The following is a 24,513-nucleotide window of genomic DNA, read 5'->3' as shown; positions in this document are numbered from 1 at the left end:
ATAAGGCGCTTTAAATGTATGATTTAGTTGTTATTGGGGCCGGTTCTGGAGGCGTGAGGGCGGCTCGCGTCGCGGCTCAGTCAGGGGCGAAAGTCGCCATTATCGAAGAGCGTTTCTACGGCGGCACCTGCGTTAACGTAGGTTGCGTGCCGAAAAAGCTGTTTGTCTACGCTTCCCACTACGGTGAAGACTTCCACGACGCCCAGGGCTTCGGTTGGGATACAGGATCACCAACCTTCAACTGGCGTCGGCTGGTGGAAAACAAAGATAATGAAATCAAACGCTTGAACGGCATTTATGAGAATCTTCTCAAAAACGCCGGCGTGGAAATTATTGACGGGCGCGGGACGATTAAAGCCCCCGGCCAAGTTGAAGTAAACGGCGAGGTGCTGCAAACAAAACATATTCTGGTGGCTACCGGCAGCAAGTCGTTCATGCCGGAGTTCCCAGGTTGCGAACATAGTCTGGATTCCGACGCTATGTTCTACCTGGAGCGTCTGCCGAATAAGGCGATTGTGGTGGGCGGCGGTTATATCGCCGTGGAGTTCGCCGGAATACTCGCGGGCCTTGGCGTAGAGACTCACCTGGTTTATCGCGGTCCGCGTCTGTTGAAGAAGTTCGACGGGGATATTCGCGACTTCTTGCACGATGAGATCGTCAAGAAAGGCATTCATCTTCACTTGGAAGAGGATGTCGTCGCCATCGAAAAGACTAGCGACGACGTTGCGCCTTATTTGGTGAAGCTCAAATCCGGCGACACGCTGCAGGTAGGACTAACGCTTCATGCGACGGGTAGAACGCCAAATACAGCCGGACTGGGATTGGAGGAAAGCGGCGTCAAGCTAGGCGCCAGAGGCGAGGTGCTGGTGGATGACGATTACCAGACCAATGTGCCTGGCATATTCGCCGTCGGTGATGTGATTGACCGTTATCAGCTCACGCCGGTGGCGCTGTCAGAAGGCATGTACGTTGCTAACTACTTGTTTGGCGAGAATCCGGTGTCGGTGGATTATGAACGCATCCCCACGGCGGTGTTCTCCCAGCCCAGCGTCGCTACGATAGGCCCAACTGAGGAAGAGGCGAGGGCGAGGCACAGTCATATCAAAGTTTTCCGCTCCAGCTTCCGCGCTTTGAAAAACACTCTCAGCGGCAATCAGGAGCGCACCATGATGAAACTGATTGTGGACGGGGATACGGATGTGGTTCTTGGCGCGCACATGGTCGGCCCGGAAGCGGCGGAGATTATTCAGGGATTGGCGGTGGCGATTCGAGCTGGCGCCACCAAGGCGATATTTGACACCACCATCGGTATCCATCCTTCCAGTGCGGAAGAGTTCGTCACTATGCGGCAGCCTGTTTAGGGGCCGCGTCGAACGCTTCTTTTAGCGATCTTCATCGCCGTGAGCGGCGGCGTTCTCCGGCGTGGGATTTTCCGCGTCGGATTCGCCCAGCCAGGTCTGCAGGCAATCCACCAGCTGTTGCTTCTTGATGGGTTTGCTCAGGTAATCATCCATACCGGCCTTACGACAGGCGTCGGCGGCGCCTTCCAGGGCGTTGGCCGTCAACGCGACAATGGGAGTAGGTTTGACGCCTGCGCGGGTTTCCATCTGCCGGATCTTGGCGGTGGCCTGATACCCGTCCATGATTGGCATCTGACAGTCCATGAAGATCAGGTCGTATTTGCTCCCGCGTACTTTTTGCAGGGCTTCTTCGCCGTTGTCGGCATTTTCAGTCTCCACGCCCAGCTTGTTGAGGATGCCGCAGGTGACTTTCTGGTTGACCTGATTATCCTCCACGATCAAAACCCGGCCCTGGAACTGAGGAATCGGTCCGGCCGCCGGAGCGCTCCAACTGGCGCCGTCCGGTGAGCGCCGGTAGTGCAGCGTTAGCGCGAATTTGAAGCAGCTGCCTTTACCGGATTCACTTTCAACGAAAATCTCCCCTTCCATCAACTCCAGCAGTCGCTTGGCGATCGCCAGACCGAGGCCGGTTCCTCCGTAGCGCCGCGAATTGGACTGGTCCGCCTGTTGGAACGAGCTGAACATGCGGCGCTGCTGTTCGGGAGCGATGCCGATACCGCTGTCCTCCACTTCGCAGGTGAAGCAGACTTTGTCTGCGCCGATTTCTTCCCAATTGGCGTGCACGCGGATATAGCCCTCCGCGGTAAACTTGATGGCGTTGTTAATCAGGTTAGCGAGCACTTGGCGAATACGGGCGGGGTCGGCGGTGACTAGCGCGTCCTGAAGCTCGCCTTCGTACTCCTGATGCAATAACAGGCCTTTTTCTTCGACCTGAGGGCGGAAGGCGTTGAGCGTTTCCTCCACCAGGGAGCGCAGGTTAAATTCAATGGGGTCGATGGAAAGACGTCCGCGCTCAATTTTGGAGAAATCCAGAATATCGTCGATGATAGCGATCAAGTGTTCCGTGGAGCGCATGGCGACATGGGTATATTCCTTCTGTTCCTCGTCCTGCTGGGTTTCCTGCAATAACTGCAACATGCCCAACACGCCGTTCATGGGGGTGCGTAACTCATGGCTCATAATGGCCAGAAACTCGCTCTTGGCCTTGCTGGCGCTCTCTGCCTCGTTGCGCGCGGTTTCGATCATTCCCAGGTGTTCCGTCTGCTCCAGGCTGGCTTTTTCCAGCGCAACAGCTAACTGATTGATGCTGTCCCGTAATCGGCTCAGTTCCAGACCTCTGATGTCCGGCGCCCGGGTGCGGTAGTCGCCGTTTTTAATTAACTCCACACCGGCGGTGAGCTGCTCAATGGGATTGGCGATGGAGCGGGCCATATTCCGGATTAGCAGATAGGTGAGAAACATGAGTAGAGCGGCCACAGTGAAGGAGCTGTAGATAATCCGATGCTGGCCCTCAATGATGACGCTTTCAGTAATAGCGACTTCCACCTTGCCGATCCGCGAAGGACCGGTTGTGAACTGGAACTCGCTGGCGAAACTGGCGAAGGCGTCGTTCTCCAATTCGATCTGCGACTGCAGAATATCCGCAGACAGCACGATGGGCGTTTCATCGGCGTCAGCCAGTTTGCGTCCCGCGCCGTCGATCTCCGCCATCAAGTTGCCAAAGGAGTCATGAATGGTGATGTGGTGCACCAGCGGTGACTGAGCGACTTTGCCAAGCAGCTTCTCGAGTGCGCCGGTATTGCCGGAGATGACGTCATATTCCACCGCCGGAGCGAGCTGGTCGGCGATCAGTTGTCCCCGCGCGATCAGGTCAGTGCGGGCTTCGCTCAGCCGCACGGTGGTGAAGAAGAAAACCAGGCACGCAAACATCAAACCGCTGGGCAACAGGCCGAGCAGTAACGACTTTTTGTAAACGCTCCAGTCTTGAAAACCGCGTTTCATTGTTCAGCCTCTGACATTTCCAGGCGATGCTGCAACTCGTAGGCATCGGGAATGATTAAATTCAGCGAGCGCGCCACCTGGATATTGACGGCGACGGAAAAGTAGCGGGAATGCTCCGCTGGAGCTGGCTTTTTGTCAGTAAGATAGCGCTGGACTATTTCCGTCGTCTGACGGGCGAAGTCGGCGCTGGTTGAATAAGTAGTGGCGAGCGCCCCGGCTTTGACGAAAGCGAGAGAGGGGCCGATCAAAAAGCGATTGTGACGGTAGGCGGTGAGCAATATGTGTTTGATCTGCGAGCCGTTGAAAACATCAGTGTCCAGAATGCCCAACAGATAGTCGGTATTGTCCAGCGCGGCGCTGAGCATGCGTTGCGCGCTTTCATATTGGGATAAGGGATAATTGCTGAGTAGTTGTTCGGCCACCGGCGTGGCGGGCAAGTCTGTCAATGGCTGGGCGCTGAGTACCCCCGCCGTCCGGGCGGTGGGCAGTATCAAGCCCGCCAGTCGCGCCTGTCGCTGCAACGGCGCATCCAAAAAGATAGCGGTGTGCGGCGTTGCGCCGGGATATTCCCGGGTTAATCTCAGATAGTCGCTGCGACTGACAAACAGACTGATCACCAGTTGTCCTTTAGCCCCCGCCAGACTTTGCTGCAATGCCCGCTCGCCCAACGCCAGAATGACGGCGTTGTTCTCCAGTGTGGAGAAGTGAATGTTGGCGTCGCTGATGAACTCCGCGCGCCAGGGAGCGGGAGACAGCGCTTTGAATTCCTCCAGGAACTTGGCGGCGATTGGCGTTCTTTCCGGCCCGGCCACATAGACTTTCAGACTGAACTCCTGGGCGCCTGCGGCGGTGGCGAGAGACAGCGCCAGCATCAAGGCGGCCCAGACCACGTAACGCCGGGAGGCGGTGAGAGAGAGGACTAACGATGAAATAATACCGGCCATCCCTGGTCCCCGCCTCAAAACTTCAGGTTCGCGGACAAGAACAGATGGGTGCGGTCGTCCAGGACGTTGTCGCGATACATGATCGGGTCATCGTTCAGGTAATGCTCCAGTTTTGCGGATAGTTCCATTTGGCCGCGACCCAGGCGGCGATGATAGCTGACGGTCAGGTCGGCGCGTTCGTAGACGTAGTCGCCAATGGCGTCGGCCAGATAGTAAGCCGCCGCCGCATCAAATCGGTCGCTGATCCGTCGCAGCCAGGCGAAACTGCCGCTATGGCGGGCGGACATGCGGGACTCAATCTGGAACAAACGACTGACGTCGAAACTGGTGTAGGCGGTGTAAAAGTCCGTCACAGAGCCGGTGTATTCCTCATCCTGATCCAGATAAGCGTAGGTTGCTCTGAGGGTGTCGCGCAAGGAAGGAGAGTAGGTGGTTTCGACCTCGAAGCCGGTTTGCTCGATTTTGAGGTTGTTTTCGGGCTCGAAGGAAAAGTACTGCAATGGCGCGCTGATAAGGTCCCACATGTTATCGCGAAACACCTTGATGTCCGCTTCCAGCCCCCATTCCGGATAGTTGAGATAGTAGCCGATTTCGCGGGAGACGATTTTTTCGTTATCCAGCCCTCCCGGCGACCGGATCAGAAAACTGCGGGCTTCGGTCTCGCCATCCAGCGGCGGGTCCAGATCCCTGGCGACAAAACTCCAGGCGACGGACTGCTCATAGGTGTCAGGTGTGCGCACGGCATGGGACACCACCAGACGCAATGTCTGGTTGGGCGTCAGGTGGTAGAACATGGCGCCCCGGGGGGAGAAATAACCGCCGTTAGCCTGATCATGTTCCGCCATGCCGCCCAGGTTGAAGCCGAGGTCCGGCTGAGGGCGGTATTCCAGATTGAAAAACGCCCGTTGCAGATAGTTATCATCGCCGCCGTTGAAGTAAGTTTCTGAGTAAAAACTGTCTTTACGAAAGCTCAAACCGGACACCAGCCTGACTTCATCGGAAAAGGTGTAAGTGTCCTGCAGTTCGATGTCCTGACGGGTTTCGGCGATGTCCAGGTTAATTCTGCCGCAGACGATGGCGTCGGGATCGCTGGCGGACATTTCTTCAATAAGCGTGCGGGCGATCGCGTCGTCTTCCGCAGAGCCAAGCCCCGAGCCCGGCCCGGAGACAATGTTGGCGTAGATCTCAGCCAGGGTTGCGCCGTTGGCGCCGATCAGGATGGAGCCGAAACGTTGATTGGCTGCATACAGGGCGGACAGGTTGTCGCTGAATAGAATGGGGTGATTACAGTTGGTCCAGTCCTGCCGCCGGATGCGTCGATGCGCATAGGCTTGCACCTGGAAAAAGTGATTGGCGTTCACTTCCCGGCGCCAGTTCACCGAGGCGAAACGGTCCCGTTCGTCGGACTCAGGGACGCTGGTCTGGCCGTCGCCGGTATCAGGGTGATAGTCATGGTCGCCGTTCAACAGACCTGCTTGCACTTGCAGGTTATCTCTGGGTCCCAGTTGCACATTGGCGGAAAGGTTAAATCCGTCCAGATCGTAGCTGTCGATAAAGGGATCGCCATTGGCGCGACGATCAAAACCATCGTCCTGCTTGCCGTTCACGGAAATACGGTAGTTGAGGGTGTCGCCGCCTCCGCCATAGCTGGCGTGATAGCGGTTATAGCCATTGCTGCCGTCCCAGTAGCTAAGGGAGGTCCCGTGCGTGTCATAGGGATGTTTGGTGATGATATTGACGATAGCCAGGAACGAATTGGCGCCGTAAGCAGCGGCGTTAGGGCCGCGGGTAATTTCTATGCGTGCGATGTCTTCCAGGGCGACCGGAATATTGAGCCAGTCCACATCCGCCAGATTGGGGTTGTAGACGGATCGCCCATCCACCAGCACCTGCAGGCGGCGCTGCTCGTTGGCGTTAGTGCCATGGTAGCTGACGGAAGGAAGGTTGGAGGACACGGACCCGACAGTCATGCCGGGAACCAGACGAAAGGCGTCGTGCAGATTACGTACGCCAAGTCGATGCAGCAACTCTGCATCTAGAACTGTTACGGTCGCGGGAGTTTCCGAACGGGGCTGTTTGAGTCGGGCCGGGGTCAGCACCACCGGAATCTCGGCGGACTGCCAGTCCGTCATGGAGATGTCGGCCGCCGCCAGCATATCGTTCGAAGAGCTTTCGACGGCATGGGCGAGAGAGCTGGCGCAAGCTAAAACAAGCGCAGACAGACCGCGTCGCTCTTTGGTCGCTCGGACAGTTATCAACCGCATATGATAGCGTCTAGTTGTGTGGTATGAGGTTTCCCGGTGTCTTGTTCTTATTCGTCCGCTCCCTGCAAGATCAGCCGGCGTCGCTTCCGGCTCTGCGTTTCCATCGCCCCTCGGGTTGTCGGTGAGGAGGAATCGCTGCTGACAAAGCTGACTTTTACCTTAGAAAGTCATCCGGCGCAATATTTAAGGTTTTTTAGCGCCTTATGCGCACAAAGTTTGTCCGACGCGATGGCGACGTCCACCAGATAAAACAGAGACGCCAGCCCGAAATGATCCCTGCCCATATTGTGATACACCATGCCCAGCGCAATATCTTCCGCGCTATAGCTTTGGTGGTGGCTGCTGAAATACAGGGCGCTCTGGTTCAGCTCCTCGTCATTCAGTAAGCGTGTAATACGGCCGACGCCGCCGTGGTAAGCCTGAATCAGTAACAGGCCGTACAAGGCGTTGCGTTTCTTCTCCGGCAGCTTGCCGAACAAGGCGTTAAAAGGCTCTTCCAGATTGCGATGATTCTGTTGATACAGCTTCAGCGCGCAGTCAATCTGCGCCATACGATGCAGGTAATACTGCTTGGGCACGCCGCAATCCTTCAGCACAGTGGTGCGCAATTGCATGATGCCATTGGCGTTGGCGACGGAGCGGCTGTTTTTCAATCCGCCGCTTTCGATCAAAACCTGGCCGAGGATTTCCCGCATGATGGAGTCCGGGAAACTATAGCGTCCCTGGGCTTTGCGTGTTTCGTAAATGTCGATGAAGGCTTTGTATAGCGGCACAGGCTTATCCTTGTCGCCGACTTTTAAGCCGTCCCAGGAGCCCCAGATTAATACGTCTTTATCCGGCCCCAACATGCGCATCGCGGACTCCTGCAGATCTACGTGGGGTTGATCGCAGGCGAGCGCGAAAGGATAACCGGCGTCGTTTAATGAACCTTCCGCCCAGAAAGGCTCCTTCTGTTTGGCCGCCAGCTTTTTACGCAGCTGGTTGATGGCCTGCTGGGTGTCGGCTTCATCATCCCGATTGTTGAGATAGCCTTTGAAGATGCCCTGGTTGTCGAACAGGATGTGCCGGTCAGGCTTTTCGCAAAATCCGGTGGATAACAAAACCCAGGTGCGGATGATGCTCAGATTGCGGTAAAAGTTGAGGCTGTATCGGTAAGGCGTCTGCCTGACGGCTTCCGTCCAACGCTCCAGTTGGGCGTCCGCGACGGCGCTTCTTACTGGTGAAAGAGACGTCAGCAGGACCAATGCAATAAAACGAATGACGAGAGTAATTCTAAAGCTACGCATATCCAAATAGTGTCAGCAGTGAAATTCATACGCAACCGGCGCGAAGCGTATTCTTGGCCTGTCTATAACGTGGAAACCACAACAGACCCTAGGCTAATGTATTGTTTTACGGTAACTTATGGAAGCGTCAGGGCTTGTGATCAAGTCTCCCTCGCCGTACAAAACGGCGCAAAAAGGCATGTTTCCGCGAGAGCTTGCGCAGCCGCGCCCTGAACTTGGGCGAATAACGCGCGAGAACGGTCAGCGCGATAAAAATCAGCGGCAGGCCCAGAGGAATTGGCAAAGGAAGAAGCACTGCGCCAACAATCAGCAATGCGGATGCGAGAATAATGTAAGTCCAATGTACCACTTTCATAGATGACGCACAGATAGGCGGAAATCGCGGCATCTTAATCCGCCGTTTATGACAGGATGATGAACAGTTTTATGAATGCGAAATTAGCGGTGAAAAGAGAACAAATGTTGTCCGTGTTGAGGTTGATCGGCGGGCGCAGGTTCAACTGGCGGGTGATGGTTGTCATGGCGGCGCTGGCGCTTTCGCCAACCTCCGCCTGGGCGTGGGGCGAACTGGGACACCGTGTAGTGTGTGATGTCGCTTGGAAGGAATTGTCCCCGGCGGCGCGTGATCAGGTGCAGAAGCTGTTGCAGCAGGCGGGCAAGCGCACTTTCGCGGAGGCCTGCCTGTGGCCGGATCAAGTCAGGTCCGAGAAAGAGTTCAAGCACACAGGCTCCTATCACTATGTGAATGTCGAGCGCGCGGCCACTGAAGTATCCACCGCTAAGGATTGTCAAAGCAAAGGCTGCGTGCTGACGGCGCTCAACGCCTACGCGGACGCCCTGATAGGCAAGCCGCATCCGGATTATCAGGCCACTCCTGCGCAGGCGTTGATGTTCATCGGGCATTTTATCGGCGATATTCATCAGCCCCTGCATGTGTCCTATGGCGATGACCGCGGCGGCAACAAGGTTGTCTATAACGTCGCCGGTGAAGAAACCAATTTACACCGCTTATGGGATGTGAATATCCCTGAGTCAGGCTTGCCCCGGGATTGGCGCAAGGCGGGCAAGAAAGTGCGCGGCAAGCATCGTGGCGAGGCGGTGACCGCGCTGACGCTGCAGGATGCGGAGAGTTGGGCGAATGAGTCGCTCGCCATTACCCGAAAAGTCTATGCATCGCTGCCGAAACAAGGCTCCGAATGGAGTAAAAAAGAGCTGGCGCGGGAATACCCTGTTGCTGAAATGCGTCTCTATCAGGCAGGCGTACGCTTAGGCGCGGTTCTAAACCAACTGTTAGCGCCCAATCAAGACCAGACTCCGGCGGATTAGACCAAAAGACGAGTGCGCAGCTAGTCAGCATGGTTCCCAGCCGCTTGCGAATCTGCATAGAATGGAAGTAAGCAACGGCGCAACCCGTAAGGAGATGTATCGATGGGGGTAGTAATCAGCTTTCGCAAGGACAACATTTCTCCGGAAGACGTCCTGCGCTATTTCTTCCATGAGATCAATGAGGCTCACGGCTTGGAATTGAGCCTGACCGATCCTCGTATCAAACCACATCTTGCCGCGTTGAAAAGTCTTGCGGAGGTTTACGTCAAAACCGCCGCGACGGAAGTGAAAGGAATCGACGAAGCGCTGCAGGAGCCGCTTCTGAAAGAAATCACCAAACTGAGGGCCCGTTTTTTAGCGGAAACCGTGTTGGGCGTCTTGCAGGAAGAGAGCATAGTGCATATTGTGCCCGACCACGAATGAAAGCCGTCCGTTTATCTCCGCTGCAATGCCGTTCTTCCGAGAATTGTTACGGAGATTTCCGGCGACGGACGCTTATCGTAGTTCAGGTTGTTTTTTGATTAGTACGACACCAGGATTTGTTTGATGAATATTGAAGAACAGGAAAAAATCATCGGTCTGTTAGGATCAATGGCGATGTATAACGATAAGGGAATACACTGGACGGACGCCTCGCCGGAAAAGGCGGCGCAAGTGCGCGACGGATTCAGAAAAGCAATCGATAATCTGATTGCGGAAATAGGGCAGGACAATATACCGGAGCAGGTTTTAACCTTACTGCGCTCGGACAAGGTGCTGGTGGACGGCCAGGGCTCCGCCTACACCGAGGCGCGTCGGCTGTTTAAAAGCCTCAACGCCTGATTTACCACTCTTTTCTCTCCCCTCACGAACGCCCTGACGGCGGCGTTCGTTTTCAATCGTTCGTCTGGCGCAGATCTGAACCCGATGCCTCCAAGGAGTGAACCCTGATGTGAAAAACGGGGTCCACTCTTCGATTGTCTAATTAAGCTGTTTGACGAGTTCTGAGTCGCTTTTTGGAAAATAAGCCCAATAAGGCCATCCCGAATAACACAAACGCGCCAGGTTCAGAGACAGGAACGGGATCGGGACCGTCAACAAAGCTGGTGACTTTGAGGTTATCCAGTGCGACATATACATCGTCGTTTCTTGGAGAATTGAACCCTTTCTTCCCAAGCGAAAACCGGAAGTTATCTATGTCTCCGCCTGAACTTTGGAAAGTAGAACTGGTTATGTGAGACCCGTTTACTGCAATGTTCCACCTGGATGCTGCCAGGTCTACGTCGATGACAAATTTAAGGATGCTATCTTCTTCAAAATAGGCGGCGGCCGGAGGAGGGGAGAGTATGCGCCCGGTCAGGCCAATCTGTCCATTTGGTCGCAAGTAAACATTTTGAACCGTCGGCGTATCCAACAATAACGTCATTTCATACTCGGAGCCAATAAGGTTGGACGCCAGGATATCGTATTCGAACCTGTAATTGTCATAGCCACGACCCAGCCGAAATCCAATTTGGTCGTAAAGATATGGAGCTGTATTGCCGGTTGAATTAAACACCAGAGGTTGATCATCCAAAGCGCCGAATTGCTCTTTAACCGTTGGTGAACCGAAGCCAATTTTAGTTGGAGTGTCGGCGCCTGAGCCAGTGGTTGGCGTTGATCCGGGAGTATGGACGGGGGAGTTGAAGTCAACATCGTAGTGGGTGATCACGCCTGCCTGGGCGTTTACGGCGCAAGCAAAAAGAACGCTACCTGTAAGAAAAATATTCCTTTTCATTTAAAAAACTCTCAAAAAATGACACAACAGCAGAGTAGAAATTGTGCATTTTGAAACGCATTAATGGGTCGTTTTGACGACCTTTCAGATAGATAAAACACCGAACTTTTTCGTTATTTAAGCCAGGGCGCGGCTGGCTTCACGCTGCCTTTGGAGGCGCGTGGTGACTGATTAAAAATGATTTCTTCTAGTTTTTCTCTCAAATTCAGAAACCTGACGCACTTGCCATTCGGATGAAAACGATAAGCAAATTGGGGGATTGACCCCGCTGTTGCATTCGCTTAAAAATTCTCCAACGTCTTCAGAAAAAGGATGTGTTTCGAGAAGGCGTCAGGGAGACCGGAGGCGGGTCCTGCATGCCGGCTCTGGCCCACAGCAACAAGAATCCAGGAAATCACTATGAGCAAGAGATCAGAAAAAAGGCTTTCCAGACTGTTGGAGGGCGCATTGAAAAAACGTCTTGGTAAAAAATGGCGCCGAAATGAAAGCGTTTTCATGTTCGGTTTATTGTTCGGCTGCGCGACGTTGGCTCATGCTGTGCCGCCGCTATCGGTGCAGGGCAATAAAGTAGTCAGTGGCGGTAATCAAGTCAGTCTGGGAGGCAACAGCCTGTTTTGGAGCAACAACGGCTGGGGAGGGGAGCGCTTTTATAACTCCGGCGCGGTAGGCGCTATCAAAAACGACTGGAAATCCAGCATCGTACGCGCCGCCATGGGCGTGGATGAAGGCGGCGGATATATACAGGACCGCGAAGGCAATCGCAATAAAGTCATCTCCGTGGTGGACGCCGCCATCGCCAACGATATGTATGTCATCATCGACTGGCACTCACATCATGCTCATAAGTACAAGAGCGAAGCTATCGAGTTTTTCCAGGACATGGCGCGCCGTTACGGCGACAAAAACAATGTTATTTACGAGGTCTATAACGAACCGCTGGACGTATCCTGGAGCGGCGTTATCAAACCCTACGCCGAGTCGGTGATTGACGCCATCCGTCAAATTGACCCAGATAACCTGATTATCGTCGGCACGCGTCAGTGGTCTCAGGAAGTGGAGGAAGCATCCTGGGACCCTATTAACAGGAACAATATCGCCTATACGCTGCACTTTTATGCAGGAACCCATAAACAATGGCTGCGGGATAAAGCGCAAAGCGCCATGAACAACGGCATTGCTCTGTTTGTGACGGAATGGGGAACCGTAGACGCCAGCGGCGATGGCGGCGTTAATGAGGGCGAAACCTGGGCCTGGGTTGACTTCATGCGCAATCACGGCATCAGCCACGCCAACTGGGCGCTGAATGACAAAGCTGAAGGCGCTTCAACCTTCTGGCCCGGGGCTAGTGGAACCGGCGGTTGGAATGATGGAAACCTGACGCCTTCCGGTAAGCTGGTGAAATCCATCATCCAAAGCTCTGATCCCATTCCTGGCGGTGATGATCCAGGGCCTGGTCCAGATTGCGGATCAGTCTCCGTGCCCGGCAAGGTGCAGGCGGAAAACTACTGTGAAATGGAAGGCGTCGAAAAGGAAAATACCTCTGATGCTGGCGGCGGTCAGAATCTGGGCTATATCGATTCCGGCGATTGGATGACTTATAAGATTAATGTGCCCAGCGATGGGGTTTACACGCTTTCCTATCGGGTGGCGAGTCTGAACGGCGGCGGTATTTTACAAGCGGAGAAGGCCGGTGGTTCGCCAGTGTACGGCTCTATCGATATTCCATCCACGGGCGGCTGGCAAAGCTGGAAAACGATTTCACACGACGTTCAGTTGAGTGCGGGTGAACAACGAATTGGACTGGCGGCGGTGTCCGGCGGGTTCAATATCAACTGGTTTGACGTCACTCAGAAAGGTGGTCCGGCGCCAAACGCCATTACCGTGCAGGCGGAAGATTATCTGGTGATGAGCGGTGTGGAGCTGGAAAACACCAGTGACACAGGCGGCGGCAAAAACGTGGGCTACATCGACGCCAATGACTGGATGTCCTACCCAGAGGTCGATATTCCGGAAAGCGGCGTGTATACCGTGGAATATCGTGTGGCGAGCCTGTATGGCGGCGGCGTGCTGCAGTTCGAGAAAGCCGGCGGCGATATCGTTTACGGCAGCGTGGATGTGCCGAATACTGGTGGCTGGCAGAACTGGAAAACCATCAAGCATCAAGTGACGCTTGAAGCAGGTAAGCAGCGTTTCGGCATCTACGCCCCTGCAGGTGGCTGGAACCTGAACTGGTTCAAGATCACCAAAGGACAAAAATAAGGGAAGGCCGCCTGATATGACGCCCCCGTTGTCGCATTGCATGGGGGCGTCTGGTCGCAGGTTTATTGCTGCAGACGAATCTGTTTCAGCGCTTGGAAGATCATGTCTTTGTCGCGTTGAGACAGGTTTTCGATGGTCAGCGTGTCATTGAACAGGTCCCTTTCAGCGTCTGTGAAGGGACCTTCGTTTTTCAGTTTATCGGCGATAGCGATAATGATCGCGTCACCCAGCTTTAACAGCGCCGGGCGTACTTCGGCCTGCAAATCACGGGCGGGCTGCTTCAGGGCGTCAGCATCTGACAGCCAGTCGGCGCGATATCGGAACTGAATGGCTTTGGCGGCGGAGATCTGTGCGGTAAAGAAAGCGCTGACGGACTCTGGATCGACCCCATGTCCGGCGGCGCCGTCTTTGGCTTTATCCAACACTACGCGCTCCCGCTCAATGTCTTCAATAGGCGCGCCTTTCTGGGCTTTGAACAGCGCCACATCCTTCATGTAACTCAAACGCTCGTTGATGGTCTTGAACGTGGTCTCCGCATAGCCTGCGGCGAGGGCGGAATGAGAGAAGACTAAGCAAACGAGCAGAAATAACAGGTTCCTCATGGGAGCTTCCTTAAACAAACAATCAAATAATATAGAGAAAAAATAATGCGCTATTAAGTGCAAGCAGGCTCAGGGAAATGGAAAAAGGGGAGAGCCTTGTCTCGATATTAGTGTGCTGGTCATTTGCGACAATAAGTAATTGGCGGAAATAGACTTTTGTCTATTTAGCCGGTGTTCGCATCGGCTTGGCGGCGTTCCTGCAAAAACTGAATAAACCGATAGGTCAGGCTTTCTCTCGCGGCGTTGGGCGGCCAGAGTGCATAGACGCCCAAGGCGTCGACGTTCCAGCCTGGCAGGGGATCGCATAATCGCCCGACACGCAGATCTTCTTCCACCAGAAAAGCCGGTGGTGTGGCTAAACCGAGTCCCGCTGCGGCCAACTGGCAAACCGCATCAATGCTGTCCACGGTAATGCGTGGTGAATAGTCAACGCGATGACACTCTCCTGCGGCGTTGTACAGCAACTTATAGTTCGGTCGCATCTGCAGTCCGATCCATTCCCAGTCCAGCAAGTCTTCCGGTTTGCTGGGCGTCGCTCTGGATTGAAGATAATGGGGCGACGCCACCAGACGTCGGGTCAGGTCGAAAAGCTTTTTCGATTTCAGGGCGCTGTCGGGCATCGCGCCGATGCGTATCGCCAGGTCAATGCCGTCGCGAATCAGGTCCTGTCTTATATCGCTGTAGTTTATACACAGCGAAACCCTGGGATAAGCCAACGCAAAAGCGGCGACGTCTTCGGTAAAGGGGCCGCGCGCCAACACGGCGGGAGCGGTGATGCTCAACTTGCCGGTCGGCTCCGCCGCCTGTTCGGCGATGGCGTTCAAACCGGCCTCCGCTGCCGCCAGCATGGCCTTGGCGTGTTCGAACAGACGTTCGCCCTCGCTGGTGAGCGAGAGTCGTCGAGTGGAGCGATAGAGCAGGGCGACGCCTAGCCGTGTCTCCAGTCCTGAAATATGGTGGCTGACCACGGAAGGCGACAATGACAGCGCACTCGCCGCGGCGCGAAAAGAGCCGGCTTCCACCGTTTTGGCGAAAACCGCCAGAGCGCGTAAATCGTCAATCATTATTCGATATTATCGATCAGTGAAAATGAATTGGCCCATATTATCATCGCTATTCCGTGCGCATATAGTTTTCTCAGCCATTGATCACATTATTCTGAGGAAACAACGGATGACGGATAATAAAACTCCTGACCTGAAGTGCGTCATAGTCATCGACGCCAATCTGCCGATCGGCCCCATCGCCAATACCTCCGCTGTGTTAGCGTTATCGCTGGGTAAAGCCTTTCCCGAATTAATTGGCGACGCGTTGCCGGACCATAACGGTCATCTTCGCGCGGGAATTACCACCACAGCCATTCCAATACTGCGCGCCGAAGGCGTTCGCCTGCGCAGCTTGCGGGAAGAATTGAAGGAGCACGAGCCGCAATTGACCGTTATCGATCTCACCAGCGCCACCATGACGACCAAGAGCTATGAAGCCTACGCGGAAAAGTTGCATTCCACTCCGGTTGATGAACTTGAGTATCTGGGTGTCGCCCTTTGCGGACCCAAAAAGATCGTTAATAAATTCACCGGCAATCTGGGGCTGCTGCGCTGACGCCAGCAAATGCCATCCAAAGGCGCGGAATAACAAAGGAGAGACCAAATGTTAGTGAGTTTTATTGTCGCAACAGTGCTGATCACACTGGCGCCAGGCCCTTCCATGCTATTGGTCATCGCCAATACGCTGCGCAGCGGTCTGGGGCAGGGGATATTCACCAGTCTGGGCGTGGTGGTCGCTGATGCAATGCTGCTGTGCCTGACTGTCTCAGGTTTGGGGGCGTTGGTGCAGACTTCTGCACTGGCGTTCAATTTGCTGAAATGGTTTGGAGTAGCCTATCTCGCATATCTGGGAGTACGCCAGCTTTGCAGCCAGCCTTCAACGGAAGATCTGTCCGGCGCGACTGAAGTCGCCAAACAAAATCCATTCAAACAAGGCTTGGGCGTCACCCTGCTTAACCCTAAAATCATTGGATTTTTCATCGCGTTTTTCCCTCAATTCCTCGACGCCAACACACCTGTCGGCCCACAACTCATGACACTGGGGCCGCTGTTCCTTGTTATCGTCTTCCTCATCCTGGCGGGATACGCCATGGCGGCCAACCGTGTCCGGCGATGGCTGGCCGGCGCACAGGCGCAATCCGTGTTAAATAAATCATCAGGATTCGCTTTACTCGTATGTGGAGCGGCGGCAGGGTTGACGACGCGCTGAAAAACGACATCATAGCCGCAAGTTTAAGAACGTCGTGCTCGAGTGAACTCTAATACGCAGGTTCAATATAAATAGGGGCTAACTTTCTATCTGAATTTATAACGCGACCTAGAGGTATGATGTGCGGAAATTTACAGATAAAACCGGATTTGACGTTTCTCTATCTCAAATAGAGGGAACTGACGCTTTCATGTACATCCTTGAAGGCTCTCCATTTATGATAAGGAAAATGCGCATGAAAAGAGCGCAGCGTGATATAAGCGAAAGCCCTGGTATGTTCTATTGGGGGCTGGACGAGCTTGAAAAAGAAATAGCCGAACTTCCACGGGATACCAGCGATTTGCCTCCGGGTGAATACTGGCGCGCGGTAGTCGGCGTATCAAGCTACAAACCCCAGGAAGACGGTGCTTACAAGCGTGAAAAAAAGACCCTGACTATTTGCTGGCATCAGGAAGAGGAAGAACCTATTGAGAAACTCCGGCGCATAGTCAGTCAGATTGATTTTGAAGCGTTATGTGTGACTGAGTTGATGGAGGAGTTTGACTAGAACTGGATGGCTGTCATCCTGGTGCTTGGTTACTACCCAATTGTAACGATCAAAGCACAGTTTTCTTCCTGTGCTTTACTCATTGCGCTATGGATAATGTAAATTCCAACTTCCTCGTCGTTATCGAAGTTTGGTTTTTCTATAATGGTAGAGAGCTCGGGCATGAATCTTTCAATTTCATGAGGTAGTAGCCACGAAATGGTATCCAAATCATTGTTAAGCTTATATACACTCCCACCGCGATTTGCCATCGACATACCTTCAAATAGTATTCTCCTATAAAGTTCTCGGGCATATCCTGAACTGTTTGGAAGTATTGACTTTAAGTCATGGGCATATCTGTATCTCTTCATTATTGGCACTTCTATCCATTGAATAAGAGAATCCTCAATGCCAGTAATTAAACCTAGAGTGTCGTAAAGTAATAGCTCAGATACAACCCTATCAATAAGGGTCGCTTCTTCCTCAGTGCTAACATCAAGTGATGACGGCCCAACATTATTCATATGAATAGACATTTTGTGAATGGATTCGTTGTAATCCTCAGGGAAATTCAGTTTGCAGTTATCCAAGCATTCGATTAACTTGGGAAGGTTTTCAAATACTATGCTTTCTATACCGTCTTTCCTTCCAAGGTAATAACTAGCATATATTCCCATGATATGGCCTAAATGAAATTTTGGTTGCTGTATGATGTGTGGGTTTTAAGGTTTCGTGGATTTGAATATATATCGCTATGCACTATTTTTCCATTGAAAAAATGAAAGTACTATAATGTGCCCTGTTTGAAAGCCAAATATCGGGCTCTCTTGGCAGAGCAATGTGTTATGTATCAGATTGGCCCGTAAAGAAATGGTTGCGCATCTTTGTTGTGATCTCGGCAGATGGTGTCGGCTTTGTGAATGGCAGGTCGCGGTGCGAAAATTTTTAGTGTTTTTCGGAAGCTGTACTCCCTTGGTAAACAGGAACAGGAAAAATCATTATAATGCTGTCTGTTCACCAAAAGAGTACATACTTGACCTTACTAAAAATACAGCGCCATTGCCCAAGTGTCTTACTCAGCTTGTGGAGTGCATGGTCTCCAGTCTAGCTGGAAGTAAACTTCTGTCGTGATATCGTTATGGGTAAGCATTATCTGTGCAAAATTTCCATTGTGTTTAAAAGCGGTTAAAGCCGAATCGAGTGTTACTAAAGCACCTTCCCCACACTCGGACCACTTGTATGAGGGAGGGAAGAATTTGTCCTCTATGTACATTGTTTCTGCTATAGGATAGTCGGGATTCCATTCTCTTTTGAAGTGCTGATGAACCGGGGTGTCGTTAAAATAATAGTCCGCCTCCAATAAGGTTTTGGATCCCTCGTCCATATAAAGAAAACCCCTATACCTCATTCCAACCCATGAAAACTGATAGTCCGGATACCCCCATACCCATATAGTGATATTGCATCTGGCCAAATCGACTCCAACAGGAGAAGTGTCAGTATTAGCATGATAGTCATCAAACCTAGCTACGATGGTCTTATAGTCTGGAGTTGGTACTACGCGAACCTCGTTTGGATGTGGGCAACCAGAGCCCCACGCACCGGCAAGTTCCACCGTCCAATAGGGATCAGCAGGATACTCATAGGCCCAAGATGCGGATGAGATGAGAAATAGACATAAAGTACTGATATAAATTATCTTTCTCATTGCAATATTCCTTTGCAGTTAATCCAATTTTACATGGCGCCGATTAAATTATAGCTAAAGTTTGACTGAAGGTAGGCCACGATGCGGCGATTTTTTTGCATTAGATAAAAGATAGAATTTAACATATTGAATCCCCACTATTTGTAGCGCCAGGAAGCACGTTTTTGCGAGAATAGAATTCTAAAAGTCATGGCGGTTTAATAGCCCGGCCTGGTAATAATCAGGCCCACGCAAATGCTCATATGCTTAAGTAAGTTCTTACGTGATTTAAGCCGCCCGAAATTCTACGGTATACTCTATACGGGCAGAAGGTGAAATGTACAAGTTTTTAGGTATTAATCCGTTATGTGTGAAGTTCAGGCACTTATCCGCGATTTGGCGTCTTCAGACGCTTCAATTAGAAATAGATCAGCTTTAACTCTAATGGATCTTGGTGATGAACGTGCAGTCGAGCCACTTTTCCGGGCAATCACAAAGCCTGAGAATATTAACCACCGAGGAACGCTCGTATACGCCTTAAGTGCATTCAACTGTGAAGCTTTTATGGAAGTTCTTGTAGATATAGTCTTGACCGGCAGCTTTGAAGTGTCTATCACGGCATTTTCTATTATCGCAGACTCAATTACATCACCTGAATCTCTAATTCAGATGCAAGCTCAGCTTTTAAAGTTCGACAAAAATATGCTATCAGCTGACCATCATCACGAGGCTTATCAGGAACTATTGGAACTTGCCGCATCAGTAAGCGGTGAGTACGAGCAGTGATGCTTGACAGGCAGTCCGCTTTGTTCTCTGGGGGCTTAAGCTGCTCCCTTAAGTTGGAGATGGAGCCGACGTTTGGCTGTATGAACGGTGAGTGTTACTGGTTCATAATAACAAAAAGATAGCAACTATTTGGAATTGCTGAAAATGATATGGGACCTGTTGTAGTTTTGTCGTATTTTACGCTTAGAGAAGCGCCTGTGAGTTAATAAGGTAGCTATTAGAGTTTATATGCCATCTATAAAGATAGTTAAGGAGTTCAATCAATATTGCTTTGAATCTGCGAGTTCGGAGCAAGCAATAGTGTTAATAAAGTCAAGGTGGGATCGCTGGAAGTCCGGAGACGAATTTGCCGATGCATGTTTGGAATACGCTTGGGGGAAAAGAGTAATGACGCCAAGAGATTATGGTTTTTATATGAGATTTGTAAAAGATATTTCAGCATCACTTAGAGAAAAACTGGATATTTCGGGGCAAGACCGCTGCAAAGAGTTTACGCTGGTGTGCAACGACTGGAATAGCAAGGCTTTAATGTGGAAAGAGCAATCACTCTACTTCATGCTATGTTGGTCTACTGCTGCGTAGCTTTAGTAATTTTCTTTAAAAGGACCTCCCTCCCTATCAAAGCTTTAAGTGAAATGAGCTATGAAGCATCTAGCAGATTTTTTCAAAAGCACGGCAAGCTTACTGGAGTATCCTGAAGACCTCGATTACGAGTGCTTCGTGGTCTATGATATCTCACTGAAAGAGGCATCATTAGAGTCTGCTTTAAAAATATTCAATGAAATGAATCCTTTAAAAATATGGGATTGGCCCTTCGAGCTCTGTATGGAGAAATATAAGCAGATAGAAAGTTCAGAGGCAGCACCATATCTCATCCATTTTATTGGCGATCATTTACGTTATGAAAATGGCGTATCTATTTCTGAAGAGCGTCTTGAGGAGCTGGCGCAGGTTTTTATTCAGGGAGAGTGGGGTTCTATTTATGTAAATCATGGCTCTATAACCAGACATGGCTGCAGCTTCAGCATTGTCAGATGCCCCGAATGCCACGAATCTTTTATGGCCTTAGTGGGAGCGAACAAGGTTAGAATGCTAAATTGTTGGGAGAGTGACTAATTACTATAAAGCGCCGCATGCGGATTTGTATCCGCCGGAGCTTTTTGTAAACAGTAAAGCCGAACTGCACTAAATAGTCACATGTTTCACGAGGTGGTAAGTGAATAAAGAGTACACCGAGGATTTGGAAGAAATCGCAACCTATGGCTTTGATGCAATCGATCCTGATGAAAAGGTAGAGGTTAACTTGAAAGACCTGATGTATGTGTTTTCTACTTTACAGGAATACCTGCGGTTCTTTCATCAGCCATTACGCTACCAAAAAACGGAAGATATTGATCGTTTTATGGGGTCTATAAATGATAAGGCCGCTTTTAAGTTGCTTCATACCTCAATCCACGAAAAAATGCGAAATATGTTCCCAGAACACATTGAAGAAAAATATGGAGAAGGCGAGTTTGACTCTCCAAAATTACCTTTCTACTATGATGACTCGAGATAGAAGAATGTCAAAATCAGCCCAAATTCACCTCCGGTGCTACTATGTCTACCTGTCGCGAGCACTGTACTGTGCTCGCGGATAAACTTCTATGTAAGTACTGAGGATTACACGTTGGCAAGTTGAATTACAATAAATTTTACTTGCAGACAATAGGTAGCCAAATCGATGAACATCGACGCCCACATTTAAAGATGATCTTGAATACATTGCGAGCGCCATAAATAATAAACGTATCTGACTAAAATATCACTTGCTTATTTTTTAGGCGTCATATTAATTTGTTCGCAAGGCTCTTTGTGTGTGGCTAAGTACATTGCAGACCACGGTTTGCGTGGGTGAATAACAATCATCAAGTCTTGATGGTTATTTGGCCAAAAATAAGGTTTTTTTTGAGAGAACGGCGCGCTATCAAAAGATGTTCTTAACTTTACTTTCTTTTTACTATATGTCCACGGGCTTTACAGGCAAATCTGAACTTCAAAAACGTATTGGTGAGTGCAAGCGCCAGCTTATTGAATTATAATGCTTGGAAGTTATATGCCACATGCTTGCATTGGATACCATTCCGATATCGCTTTTTTGCGTAATTTTCCTCAACAAAGGCTATACCGGAATTTTGCTTGGAGAGCCGGATGCCAGGCAAAATTTTATGAAACTAAGCAGTAAAAAAAGGACTGAAAATGAGTATCGTAAAGAAATTAGTGTTTTCACTATCTTCCGTATTTTTTGTAACCGCGGCGCATGCGGTCCCAATAACTATTAACGATCCAAGTTATAGCACTAGCTATTATGAGTCTTCCGAAGTTAATAACGATTACTCGCTATATTTTATCGGTGTATATGAGACTAGAAGGGATCATTCTTTTGATTATCACCCCACGGGTAATGCAAATGTAGAAATTGGAGATCAACATGGTAAGTCGACTACACTTGTTTTATCTTCGTATGAACCGACACATTGGAATATTTCTGGTTTAGGTGTCACTGATATTACGGATATAATTTTATACGGCTATCATGACCAGTCGATCAGTGGCTTCTTACCTTCAACAACAGTCAGTGAATATTCATACGAGGGCGAGGGAAGTTATCAAGGCTTCACATACCGTTATCCAGGAGACGGTAGAGTTGTAAAGCATTTAGCTTCACAAGGTCTTACTGTTTCCTCGTTTGCAGGCTCGTACAGAGCGACTGACTTTAGTATTGGGGCATTAGATCCTGTATCTGTTCCAGAACCATCTTCCATTGGCCTCCTGTTAATGGGGCTTGGCTTATGTCTGGGCCGAAAGCTAAGAGCATAACAAGACAGTCATAAGGATTTTACATACTGCGCTTTGGGGGCTAATTTCCCCAAAGCGCCACGCCATAGACAATGCCCCATATGAAGGCTTTGTACGCCAATAGAAAGATTCAATCATGAGTCCGCCAGCGGATACTCCGACAATTACAAAGCGAAACCCCAGACATCGGTTCATCGACCTGGCGTGAGCCGTGTCCATCGTGACGGGCCTTAGAGCCTGAAAAGATTCTCCAGAAAAGCGGCTACCGGTTGCCTGGCCATAGGCAGGTTAAGCAGGGTGTGGGGCGCATCGGGTATTAATACGACGCTGGCGTTAGCGCGCCCTTTGAAAGCCTCTATACAACTTCCCTTGGCGGACGCATTTCCGAGCCATTCATTGGCGGAAGAGAAGTAAGGGTCGCTGGCGCTGATGACGTTCATGATGGGACGCCCGTCGAGCACAGCAGTATCGGGAGAAGCCACAAAGTAGTTATGCTCGCAACTCCACGAAAAGATAATTCGTCCCGCGAATGCCTCGCCGCTATAACGGGCTACCGCAACCGATCCTTCACTGGCGCCCGCCAGCACCAGTTGTTGACTGTCAGCCCAGGGAATCGTTTTCAACGCCTGAATGGCCAGATTGATTTCTGAGCTGCGCAGGGCATGGATTTTCTCGTAGATATCCTTACTGACCGGCGACTTATAGGTCAGTCTATCTGGCAGGGCGAAAGAGTCGGGGGCGAGACTGGCGATTCCCAGGCCAGCCAGCCACTGTTGCCATTGACCAATAGCTTGCAAACCCAACCCTGAGGAACCATGCAGGAATACCACCACGGGAACCTTTTTGTCCAAAAGCTTTGGCGCATTTTTTAATAATCCCAGATAGATATCGCCACCAGTGACGCTGCCAGGCAGCGCTATCTGAGCGTCGCTTATCGCCTTACGGGATGAAACGGCGTCGTGAGCGCTTGCATGCCCCTTTACTTCTCCTTGTGGTGTTTTGGCTTCCGCCTGCAGGGAAAGGACAGCGTAGGCATATAGCATGGCAAAAAGAAAGCGGGATAGTTTCATGGTGCGGCTCCGATACAAGCTCCAATAGTGACGTCACCACTTTAAAAATCAGTTTGAGTGATGTCTAATGCATTAATTGAGCTGATTAATAATTAAGAGTTATGAATCTATCTCAGCGTCATCTCCAGATGTTCGTTACCACTGCCGCTTATTGTAATGTCTCTCGGGCAAGTGAAATCCTGCACATCAGCCAGCCGGCGTTGACTCGGGCTCTGAAGGAGCTTGAAAGCCAGCTCGGCGTCACCCTGTTTCAGCGCTCAACCCGCAGAATTAATCTGACCATGGAAGGCGAAAGGTTTCTGCCGGTCGCCCAGCGGCTTCTCAACGATATGACTGCTGCGATAGATATGGTGCGAGGGGAAGCGACAGGACAGCAGGGTTCGGTTAGTCTGGCGGTGGGTGAGGCATTTGGCTGCACAGTGCTTCCAGCCGTGCTTAAGGTGTTCGCCCAAAGCTTTCCAAGGGTGCGTGTCAGGATCATCAATGACAACAGTCAGGGGATTACCCGACGGGTTGATAATAGTGAAGTGGACTTCGGTATTGGCTCCCCTGTCGGAAACACGGGAGCATTGTTGTGCACCCCGTTGTTAAGCGCTCCACTGGGGGTGCTTGCCGATCCCTCCGAGTACAAGCTTGGGACTGACGTGGATGTCTGTGACCTGGCGAGCCTGCCTTTGCTTAAAGAAAGTAACGATACCAGTATTCATCATTTGCTTAGCGTCAACGGCTCGGATGTGGTGGCATGGATGAGTATCGGAATTGAGGTTTCGAGCCTGGCGCAACAGCTGGCATTGGCCCGGTCTGGAGTCGGTGTTGCTGTACTGTCTGCTTTGGGGGCGTCGCACTATGACGCTGTATCCATGAAGTTCTCCCAACTTAAGCCAGAGATAAACAGGAAAGTTTTCCTCATGCAGCGCAGGGACAAAGTGTTATCACCTTCATCCCGAGCATTATTGGCGACGATCTTTGAGCTTATGCATTCAGTACCCTTGCACCCATGTGTGTTGGTTTATGATTGTCACTCATCGAAATAATACTTCCCACGATTAAGCACACTTAAGGCTTTAATTGCTTCAGTCTTAACCCAATTATTCTTCTCGTTGTCCTCGATTGCCAGCGGCTTAAGGGTGCGGGTCTGATATTCGGTTTCTAGGAGGTATTTTTCGCCATCTAAATATAAGAGAACCCTACCTACGCCGAGTACATAAACAACCTCTATTGCGTAATAATTTCTGTCTCGATCTACTACCCAGGAATTTAAGTGGCATATATCGCCATAGGGCGTTGCGTACTCAAAAATAATCGCTGGTTTGGCTCCTCTTTTGTGAGCCGTGTCTAATAAATACTCGGGCCAATTATCGCGTAGTTCATCTTGAACTCTTATGCAACTTTCAGGAGTTAGGGAACCTCTGAATAACCCCAAGAATCAGTCATAATACGGCAGCCCAACTCAGCAGGAACACTTTTCATGGAACAGATGACTTTCTCCGAAGCCGAATACCAGAATAAAAAGCGTAAGACCCGCCGGGAAATCTTTCTGGAGCGGAT

Annotated in this window: 24 protein-coding genes; 14 read left to right on the top strand and 10 right to left on the bottom strand. The window is 51.0% G+C overall.

Features of this window, described 5'->3' with window-relative positions; genetic code table 11:
* Nucleotides 1–14: 14 nt before the first annotated feature.
* A complete protein-coding gene (gorA, locus tag KP814_RS17675) occupies nt 15–1,361 on the top strand; it encodes a glutathione-disulfide reductase (protein WP_216737987.1) in 1,347 nt (448 codons plus the stop codon).
* 21 nt (nt 1,362–1,382) lie between these two features.
* Here the strand turns inward: gorA and KP814_RS17670 are convergent, their stop codons facing one another.
* The 4 genes from KP814_RS17670 to KP814_RS17655 form a co-directional block, all read right to left on the bottom strand.
* Complete coding sequence (locus tag KP814_RS17670) at nt 1,383–3,362, bottom strand: ATP-binding protein (RefSeq protein WP_216737986.1); 1,980 nt, start codon at nt 3,360–3,362, stop codon at nt 1,383–1,385.
* Complete coding sequence (locus tag KP814_RS17665) at nt 3,359–4,306, bottom strand: hypothetical protein (RefSeq protein WP_216737985.1); 948 nt, start codon at nt 4,304–4,306, stop codon at nt 3,359–3,361. Before KP814_RS17665 ends, KP814_RS17670 begins: the two co-directional genes overlap by 4 nt.
* A 14-nt stretch (nt 4,307–4,320) precedes the next feature.
* Complete coding sequence (locus KP814_RS17660; RefSeq protein ID WP_216737984.1) at nt 4,321–6,570, bottom strand: TonB-dependent siderophore receptor; 2,250 nt, start codon at nt 6,568–6,570, stop codon at nt 4,321–4,323.
* A gap of 167 nt (nt 6,571–6,737) precedes the next feature.
* Nucleotides 6,738–7,856 carry a hypothetical protein gene (locus tag KP814_RS17655; protein ID WP_216737983.1) on the bottom strand — a complete coding sequence of 373 codons (1,119 nt, stop codon included), beginning with the start codon at nt 7,854–7,856 and terminating at the stop codon, nt 6,738–6,740.
* A gap of 426 nt (nt 7,857–8,282) precedes the next feature.
* On the opposite strand from KP814_RS17655, the gene KP814_RS17650 reads away from it, so the two are divergent.
* The 3 genes from KP814_RS17650 (at nt 8,283) to KP814_RS17640 (ending at nt 10,004) form a co-directional block, all read left to right on the top strand.
* A complete protein-coding gene (locus KP814_RS17650) occupies nt 8,283–9,182 on the top strand; it encodes a S1/P1 nuclease (RefSeq protein ID WP_216737982.1) in 900 nt (299 codons plus the stop codon).
* A 102-nt stretch (nt 9,183–9,284) separates the two neighbouring features.
* On the top strand, nt 9,285–9,605 hold the full coding sequence (locus tag KP814_RS17645) for a hypothetical protein (protein WP_216737981.1): 321 nt from the start codon (nt 9,285–9,287) through the stop codon (nt 9,603–9,605).
* Between the two features lie 123 nt (nt 9,606–9,728).
* A complete protein-coding gene (locus KP814_RS17640) occupies nt 9,729–10,004 on the top strand; it encodes a hypothetical protein (protein WP_011397705.1) in 276 nt (91 codons plus the stop codon).
* A 142-nt stretch (nt 10,005–10,146) separates the two neighbouring features.
* On the opposite strand, the gene KP814_RS17635 is transcribed toward KP814_RS17640, so the two are convergent.
* Entirely contained in the window at nt 10,147–10,938 is a 792-nt protein-coding gene (locus KP814_RS17635) for a PEP-CTERM sorting domain-containing protein (RefSeq protein WP_216737980.1), read from the bottom strand.
* Nucleotides 10,939–11,337: 399 nt separating this feature from the next.
* Here KP814_RS17635 and KP814_RS17630 point away from each other — a divergent pair, with 399 nt between their 5' ends.
* The gene (locus KP814_RS17630) at nt 11,338–13,197 is read left to right on the top strand and encodes a cellulase family glycosylhydrolase (protein ID WP_216737979.1); all 1,860 of its coding nucleotides are present in this window, start codon (nt 11,338–11,340) and stop codon (nt 13,195–13,197) included.
* Between the two features lie 62 nt (nt 13,198–13,259).
* Here KP814_RS17630 and KP814_RS17625 read toward each other — a convergent pair whose 3' ends face one another.
* Together KP814_RS17625 and KP814_RS17620 are read right to left on the bottom strand one after the other, a co-directional pair.
* Nucleotides 13,260–13,799 carry a chorismate mutase gene (locus KP814_RS17625; RefSeq protein ID WP_216737978.1) on the bottom strand — a complete coding sequence of 180 codons (540 nt, stop codon included), beginning with the start codon at nt 13,797–13,799 and terminating at the stop codon, nt 13,260–13,262.
* A gap of 164 nt (nt 13,800–13,963) precedes the next feature.
* Nucleotides 13,964–14,863 carry a LysR family transcriptional regulator gene (locus tag KP814_RS17620; protein ID WP_216737977.1) on the bottom strand — a complete coding sequence of 300 codons (900 nt, stop codon included), beginning with the start codon at nt 14,861–14,863 and terminating at the stop codon, nt 13,964–13,966.
* A 109-nt stretch (nt 14,864–14,972) separates the two neighbouring features.
* On the opposite strand from KP814_RS17620, the gene KP814_RS17615 reads away from it, so the two are divergent.
* The 3 genes from KP814_RS17615 to KP814_RS17605 all read left to right on the top strand — a co-directional run bounded on the left by KP814_RS17615 (nt 14,973) and on the right by KP814_RS17605 (nt 16,602).
* A complete protein-coding gene (locus tag KP814_RS17615; RefSeq protein ID WP_216737976.1) occupies nt 14,973–15,401 on the top strand; it encodes a DUF2000 domain-containing protein in 429 nt (142 codons plus the stop codon).
* A 48-nt stretch (nt 15,402–15,449) separates the two neighbouring features.
* Nucleotides 15,450–16,055: a LysE family translocator gene (locus KP814_RS17610; protein ID WP_216737975.1), complete on the top strand. Its 606-nt coding sequence runs from the start codon at nt 15,450–15,452 to the stop codon at nt 16,053–16,055.
* A 121-nt stretch (nt 16,056–16,176) separates the two neighbouring features.
* Entirely contained in the window at nt 16,177–16,602 is a 426-nt protein-coding gene (locus KP814_RS17605; RefSeq protein ID WP_216737974.1) for a hypothetical protein, read from the top strand.
* 32 nt (nt 16,603–16,634) lie between these two features.
* Here KP814_RS17605 and KP814_RS17600 read toward each other — a convergent pair whose 3' ends face one another.
* Together KP814_RS17600 and KP814_RS17595 are read right to left on the bottom strand one after the other, a co-directional pair.
* A complete protein-coding gene (locus tag KP814_RS17600; protein WP_216737973.1) occupies nt 16,635–17,261 on the bottom strand; it encodes a hypothetical protein in 627 nt (208 codons plus the stop codon).
* A gap of 395 nt (nt 17,262–17,656) precedes the next feature.
* On the bottom strand, nt 17,657–18,292 hold the full coding sequence (locus KP814_RS17595) for a DUF4360 domain-containing protein (protein WP_216737972.1): 636 nt from the start codon (nt 18,290–18,292) through the stop codon (nt 17,657–17,659).
* A 345-nt stretch (nt 18,293–18,637) separates the two neighbouring features.
* On the opposite strand from KP814_RS17595, the gene KP814_RS17590 reads away from it, so the two are divergent.
* From KP814_RS17590 to KP814_RS17570, 5 genes are all read left to right on the top strand, one after another.
* Nucleotides 18,638–19,057 carry a HEAT repeat domain-containing protein gene (locus tag KP814_RS17590; protein WP_216737971.1) on the top strand — a complete coding sequence of 140 codons (420 nt, stop codon included), beginning with the start codon at nt 18,638–18,640 and terminating at the stop codon, nt 19,055–19,057.
* 228 nt (nt 19,058–19,285) lie between these two features.
* Nucleotides 19,286–19,639, top strand: a complete 354-nt coding sequence (locus tag KP814_RS17585; protein WP_216737970.1) for a hypothetical protein — start codon at nt 19,286–19,288, stop codon at nt 19,637–19,639.
* Between the two features lie 60 nt (nt 19,640–19,699).
* Entirely contained in the window at nt 19,700–20,173 is a 474-nt protein-coding gene (locus KP814_RS17580; protein ID WP_216737969.1) for a hypothetical protein, read from the top strand.
* 100 nt (nt 20,174–20,273) lie between these two features.
* Nucleotides 20,274–20,615, top strand: a complete 342-nt coding sequence (locus KP814_RS17575; RefSeq protein WP_216737968.1) for a hypothetical protein — start codon at nt 20,274–20,276, stop codon at nt 20,613–20,615.
* A gap of 680 nt (nt 20,616–21,295) precedes the next feature.
* Complete coding sequence (locus KP814_RS17570) at nt 21,296–21,916, top strand: PEP-CTERM sorting domain-containing protein (RefSeq protein ID WP_216737967.1); 621 nt, start codon at nt 21,296–21,298, stop codon at nt 21,914–21,916.
* 209 nt (nt 21,917–22,125) lie between these two features.
* Here KP814_RS17570 and KP814_RS17565 read toward each other — a convergent pair whose 3' ends face one another.
* Nucleotides 22,126–22,965 carry a dienelactone hydrolase family protein gene (locus tag KP814_RS17565; RefSeq protein ID WP_216737966.1) on the bottom strand — a complete coding sequence of 280 codons (840 nt, stop codon included), beginning with the start codon at nt 22,963–22,965 and terminating at the stop codon, nt 22,126–22,128.
* Nucleotides 22,966–23,066: 101 nt separating this feature from the next.
* Between KP814_RS17565 and KP814_RS17560 the strand changes: the two genes are divergently transcribed.
* A complete protein-coding gene (locus KP814_RS17560) occupies nt 23,067–23,999 on the top strand; it encodes a LysR family transcriptional regulator (RefSeq protein ID WP_216737965.1) in 933 nt (310 codons plus the stop codon).
* The last annotated feature ends 514 nt before the right edge of the window (nt 24,000–24,513 follow it).

Origin of the sequence: Hahella sp. HN01 (genome assembly GCF_018986435.1) — a bacterium.
Classification (GTDB): Bacteria; Pseudomonadota; Gammaproteobacteria; order Pseudomonadales; family Oleiphilaceae; genus Hahella.
Note: the sequence above shows the minus strand (reverse complement) of the source record. Positions and strands in the feature narration are given on the sequence as shown.

Excerpts from the sequence above, each read along its gene's own strand:
- KP814_RS17615 (WP_216737976.1), top strand. The coding sequence starts at position 14,973 with ATGACGGATAATAAAACTCCTGACCTGAAGTGCGTCATAGTCATCGAC.
- KP814_RS17655 (WP_216737983.1), bottom strand. The coding sequence starts at position 7,856 with ATGCGTAGCTTTAGAATTACTCTCGTCATTCGTTTTATTGCATTGGTC.
- KP814_RS17565 (WP_216737966.1), bottom strand. The coding sequence starts at position 22,965 with ATGAAACTATCCCGCTTTCTTTTTGCCATGCTATATGCCTACGCTGTC.
- KP814_RS17670 (WP_216737986.1), bottom strand. The coding sequence starts at position 3,362 with ATGAAACGCGGTTTTCAAGACTGGAGCGTTTACAAAAAGTCGTTACTG.
- KP814_RS17645 (WP_216737981.1), top strand. The coding sequence starts at position 9,285 with ATGGGGGTAGTAATCAGCTTTCGCAAGGACAACATTTCTCCGGAAGAC.
- KP814_RS17630 (WP_216737979.1), top strand. The coding sequence starts at position 11,338 with ATGAGCAAGAGATCAGAAAAAAGGCTTTCCAGACTGTTGGAGGGCGCA.
- KP814_RS17640 (WP_011397705.1), top strand. The coding sequence starts at position 9,729 with ATGAATATTGAAGAACAGGAAAAAATCATCGGTCTGTTAGGATCAATG.
- KP814_RS17600 (WP_216737973.1), bottom strand. The coding sequence starts at position 17,261 with ATGGGAATATATGCTAGTTATTACCTTGGAAGGAAAGACGGTATAGAA.
- KP814_RS17570 (WP_216737967.1), top strand. The coding sequence starts at position 21,296 with ATGAGTATCGTAAAGAAATTAGTGTTTTCACTATCTTCCGTATTTTTT.
- KP814_RS17660 (WP_216737984.1), bottom strand. The coding sequence starts at position 6,570 with ATGCGGTTGATAACTGTCCGAGCGACCAAAGAGCGACGCGGTCTGTCT.
- KP814_RS17650 (WP_216737982.1), top strand. The coding sequence starts at position 8,283 with ATGAATGCGAAATTAGCGGTGAAAAGAGAACAAATGTTGTCCGTGTTG.
- KP814_RS17620 (WP_216737977.1), bottom strand. The coding sequence starts at position 14,863 with ATGATTGACGATTTACGCGCTCTGGCGGTTTTCGCCAAAACGGTGGAA.
- KP814_RS17560 (WP_216737965.1), top strand. The coding sequence starts at position 23,067 with ATGAATCTATCTCAGCGTCATCTCCAGATGTTCGTTACCACTGCCGCT.
- KP814_RS17625 (WP_216737978.1), bottom strand. The coding sequence starts at position 13,799 with ATGAGGAACCTGTTATTTCTGCTCGTTTGCTTAGTCTTCTCTCATTCC.
- KP814_RS17665 (WP_216737985.1), bottom strand. The coding sequence starts at position 4,306 with ATGGCCGGTATTATTTCATCGTTAGTCCTCTCTCTCACCGCCTCCCGG.
- KP814_RS17585 (WP_216737970.1), top strand. The coding sequence starts at position 19,286 with ATGCCATCTATAAAGATAGTTAAGGAGTTCAATCAATATTGCTTTGAA.
- KP814_RS17590 (WP_216737971.1), top strand. The coding sequence starts at position 18,638 with ATGTGTGAAGTTCAGGCACTTATCCGCGATTTGGCGTCTTCAGACGCT.
- KP814_RS17610 (WP_216737975.1), top strand. The coding sequence starts at position 15,450 with ATGTTAGTGAGTTTTATTGTCGCAACAGTGCTGATCACACTGGCGCCA.
- KP814_RS17595 (WP_216737972.1), bottom strand. The coding sequence starts at position 18,292 with ATGAGAAAGATAATTTATATCAGTACTTTATGTCTATTTCTCATCTCA.
- gorA (WP_216737987.1), top strand. The coding sequence starts at position 15 with ATGTATGATTTAGTTGTTATTGGGGCCGGTTCTGGAGGCGTGAGGGCG.
- KP814_RS17635 (WP_216737980.1), bottom strand. The coding sequence starts at position 10,938 with ATGAAAAGGAATATTTTTCTTACAGGTAGCGTTCTTTTTGCTTGCGCC.
- KP814_RS17580 (WP_216737969.1), top strand. The coding sequence starts at position 19,700 with ATGAAGCATCTAGCAGATTTTTTCAAAAGCACGGCAAGCTTACTGGAG.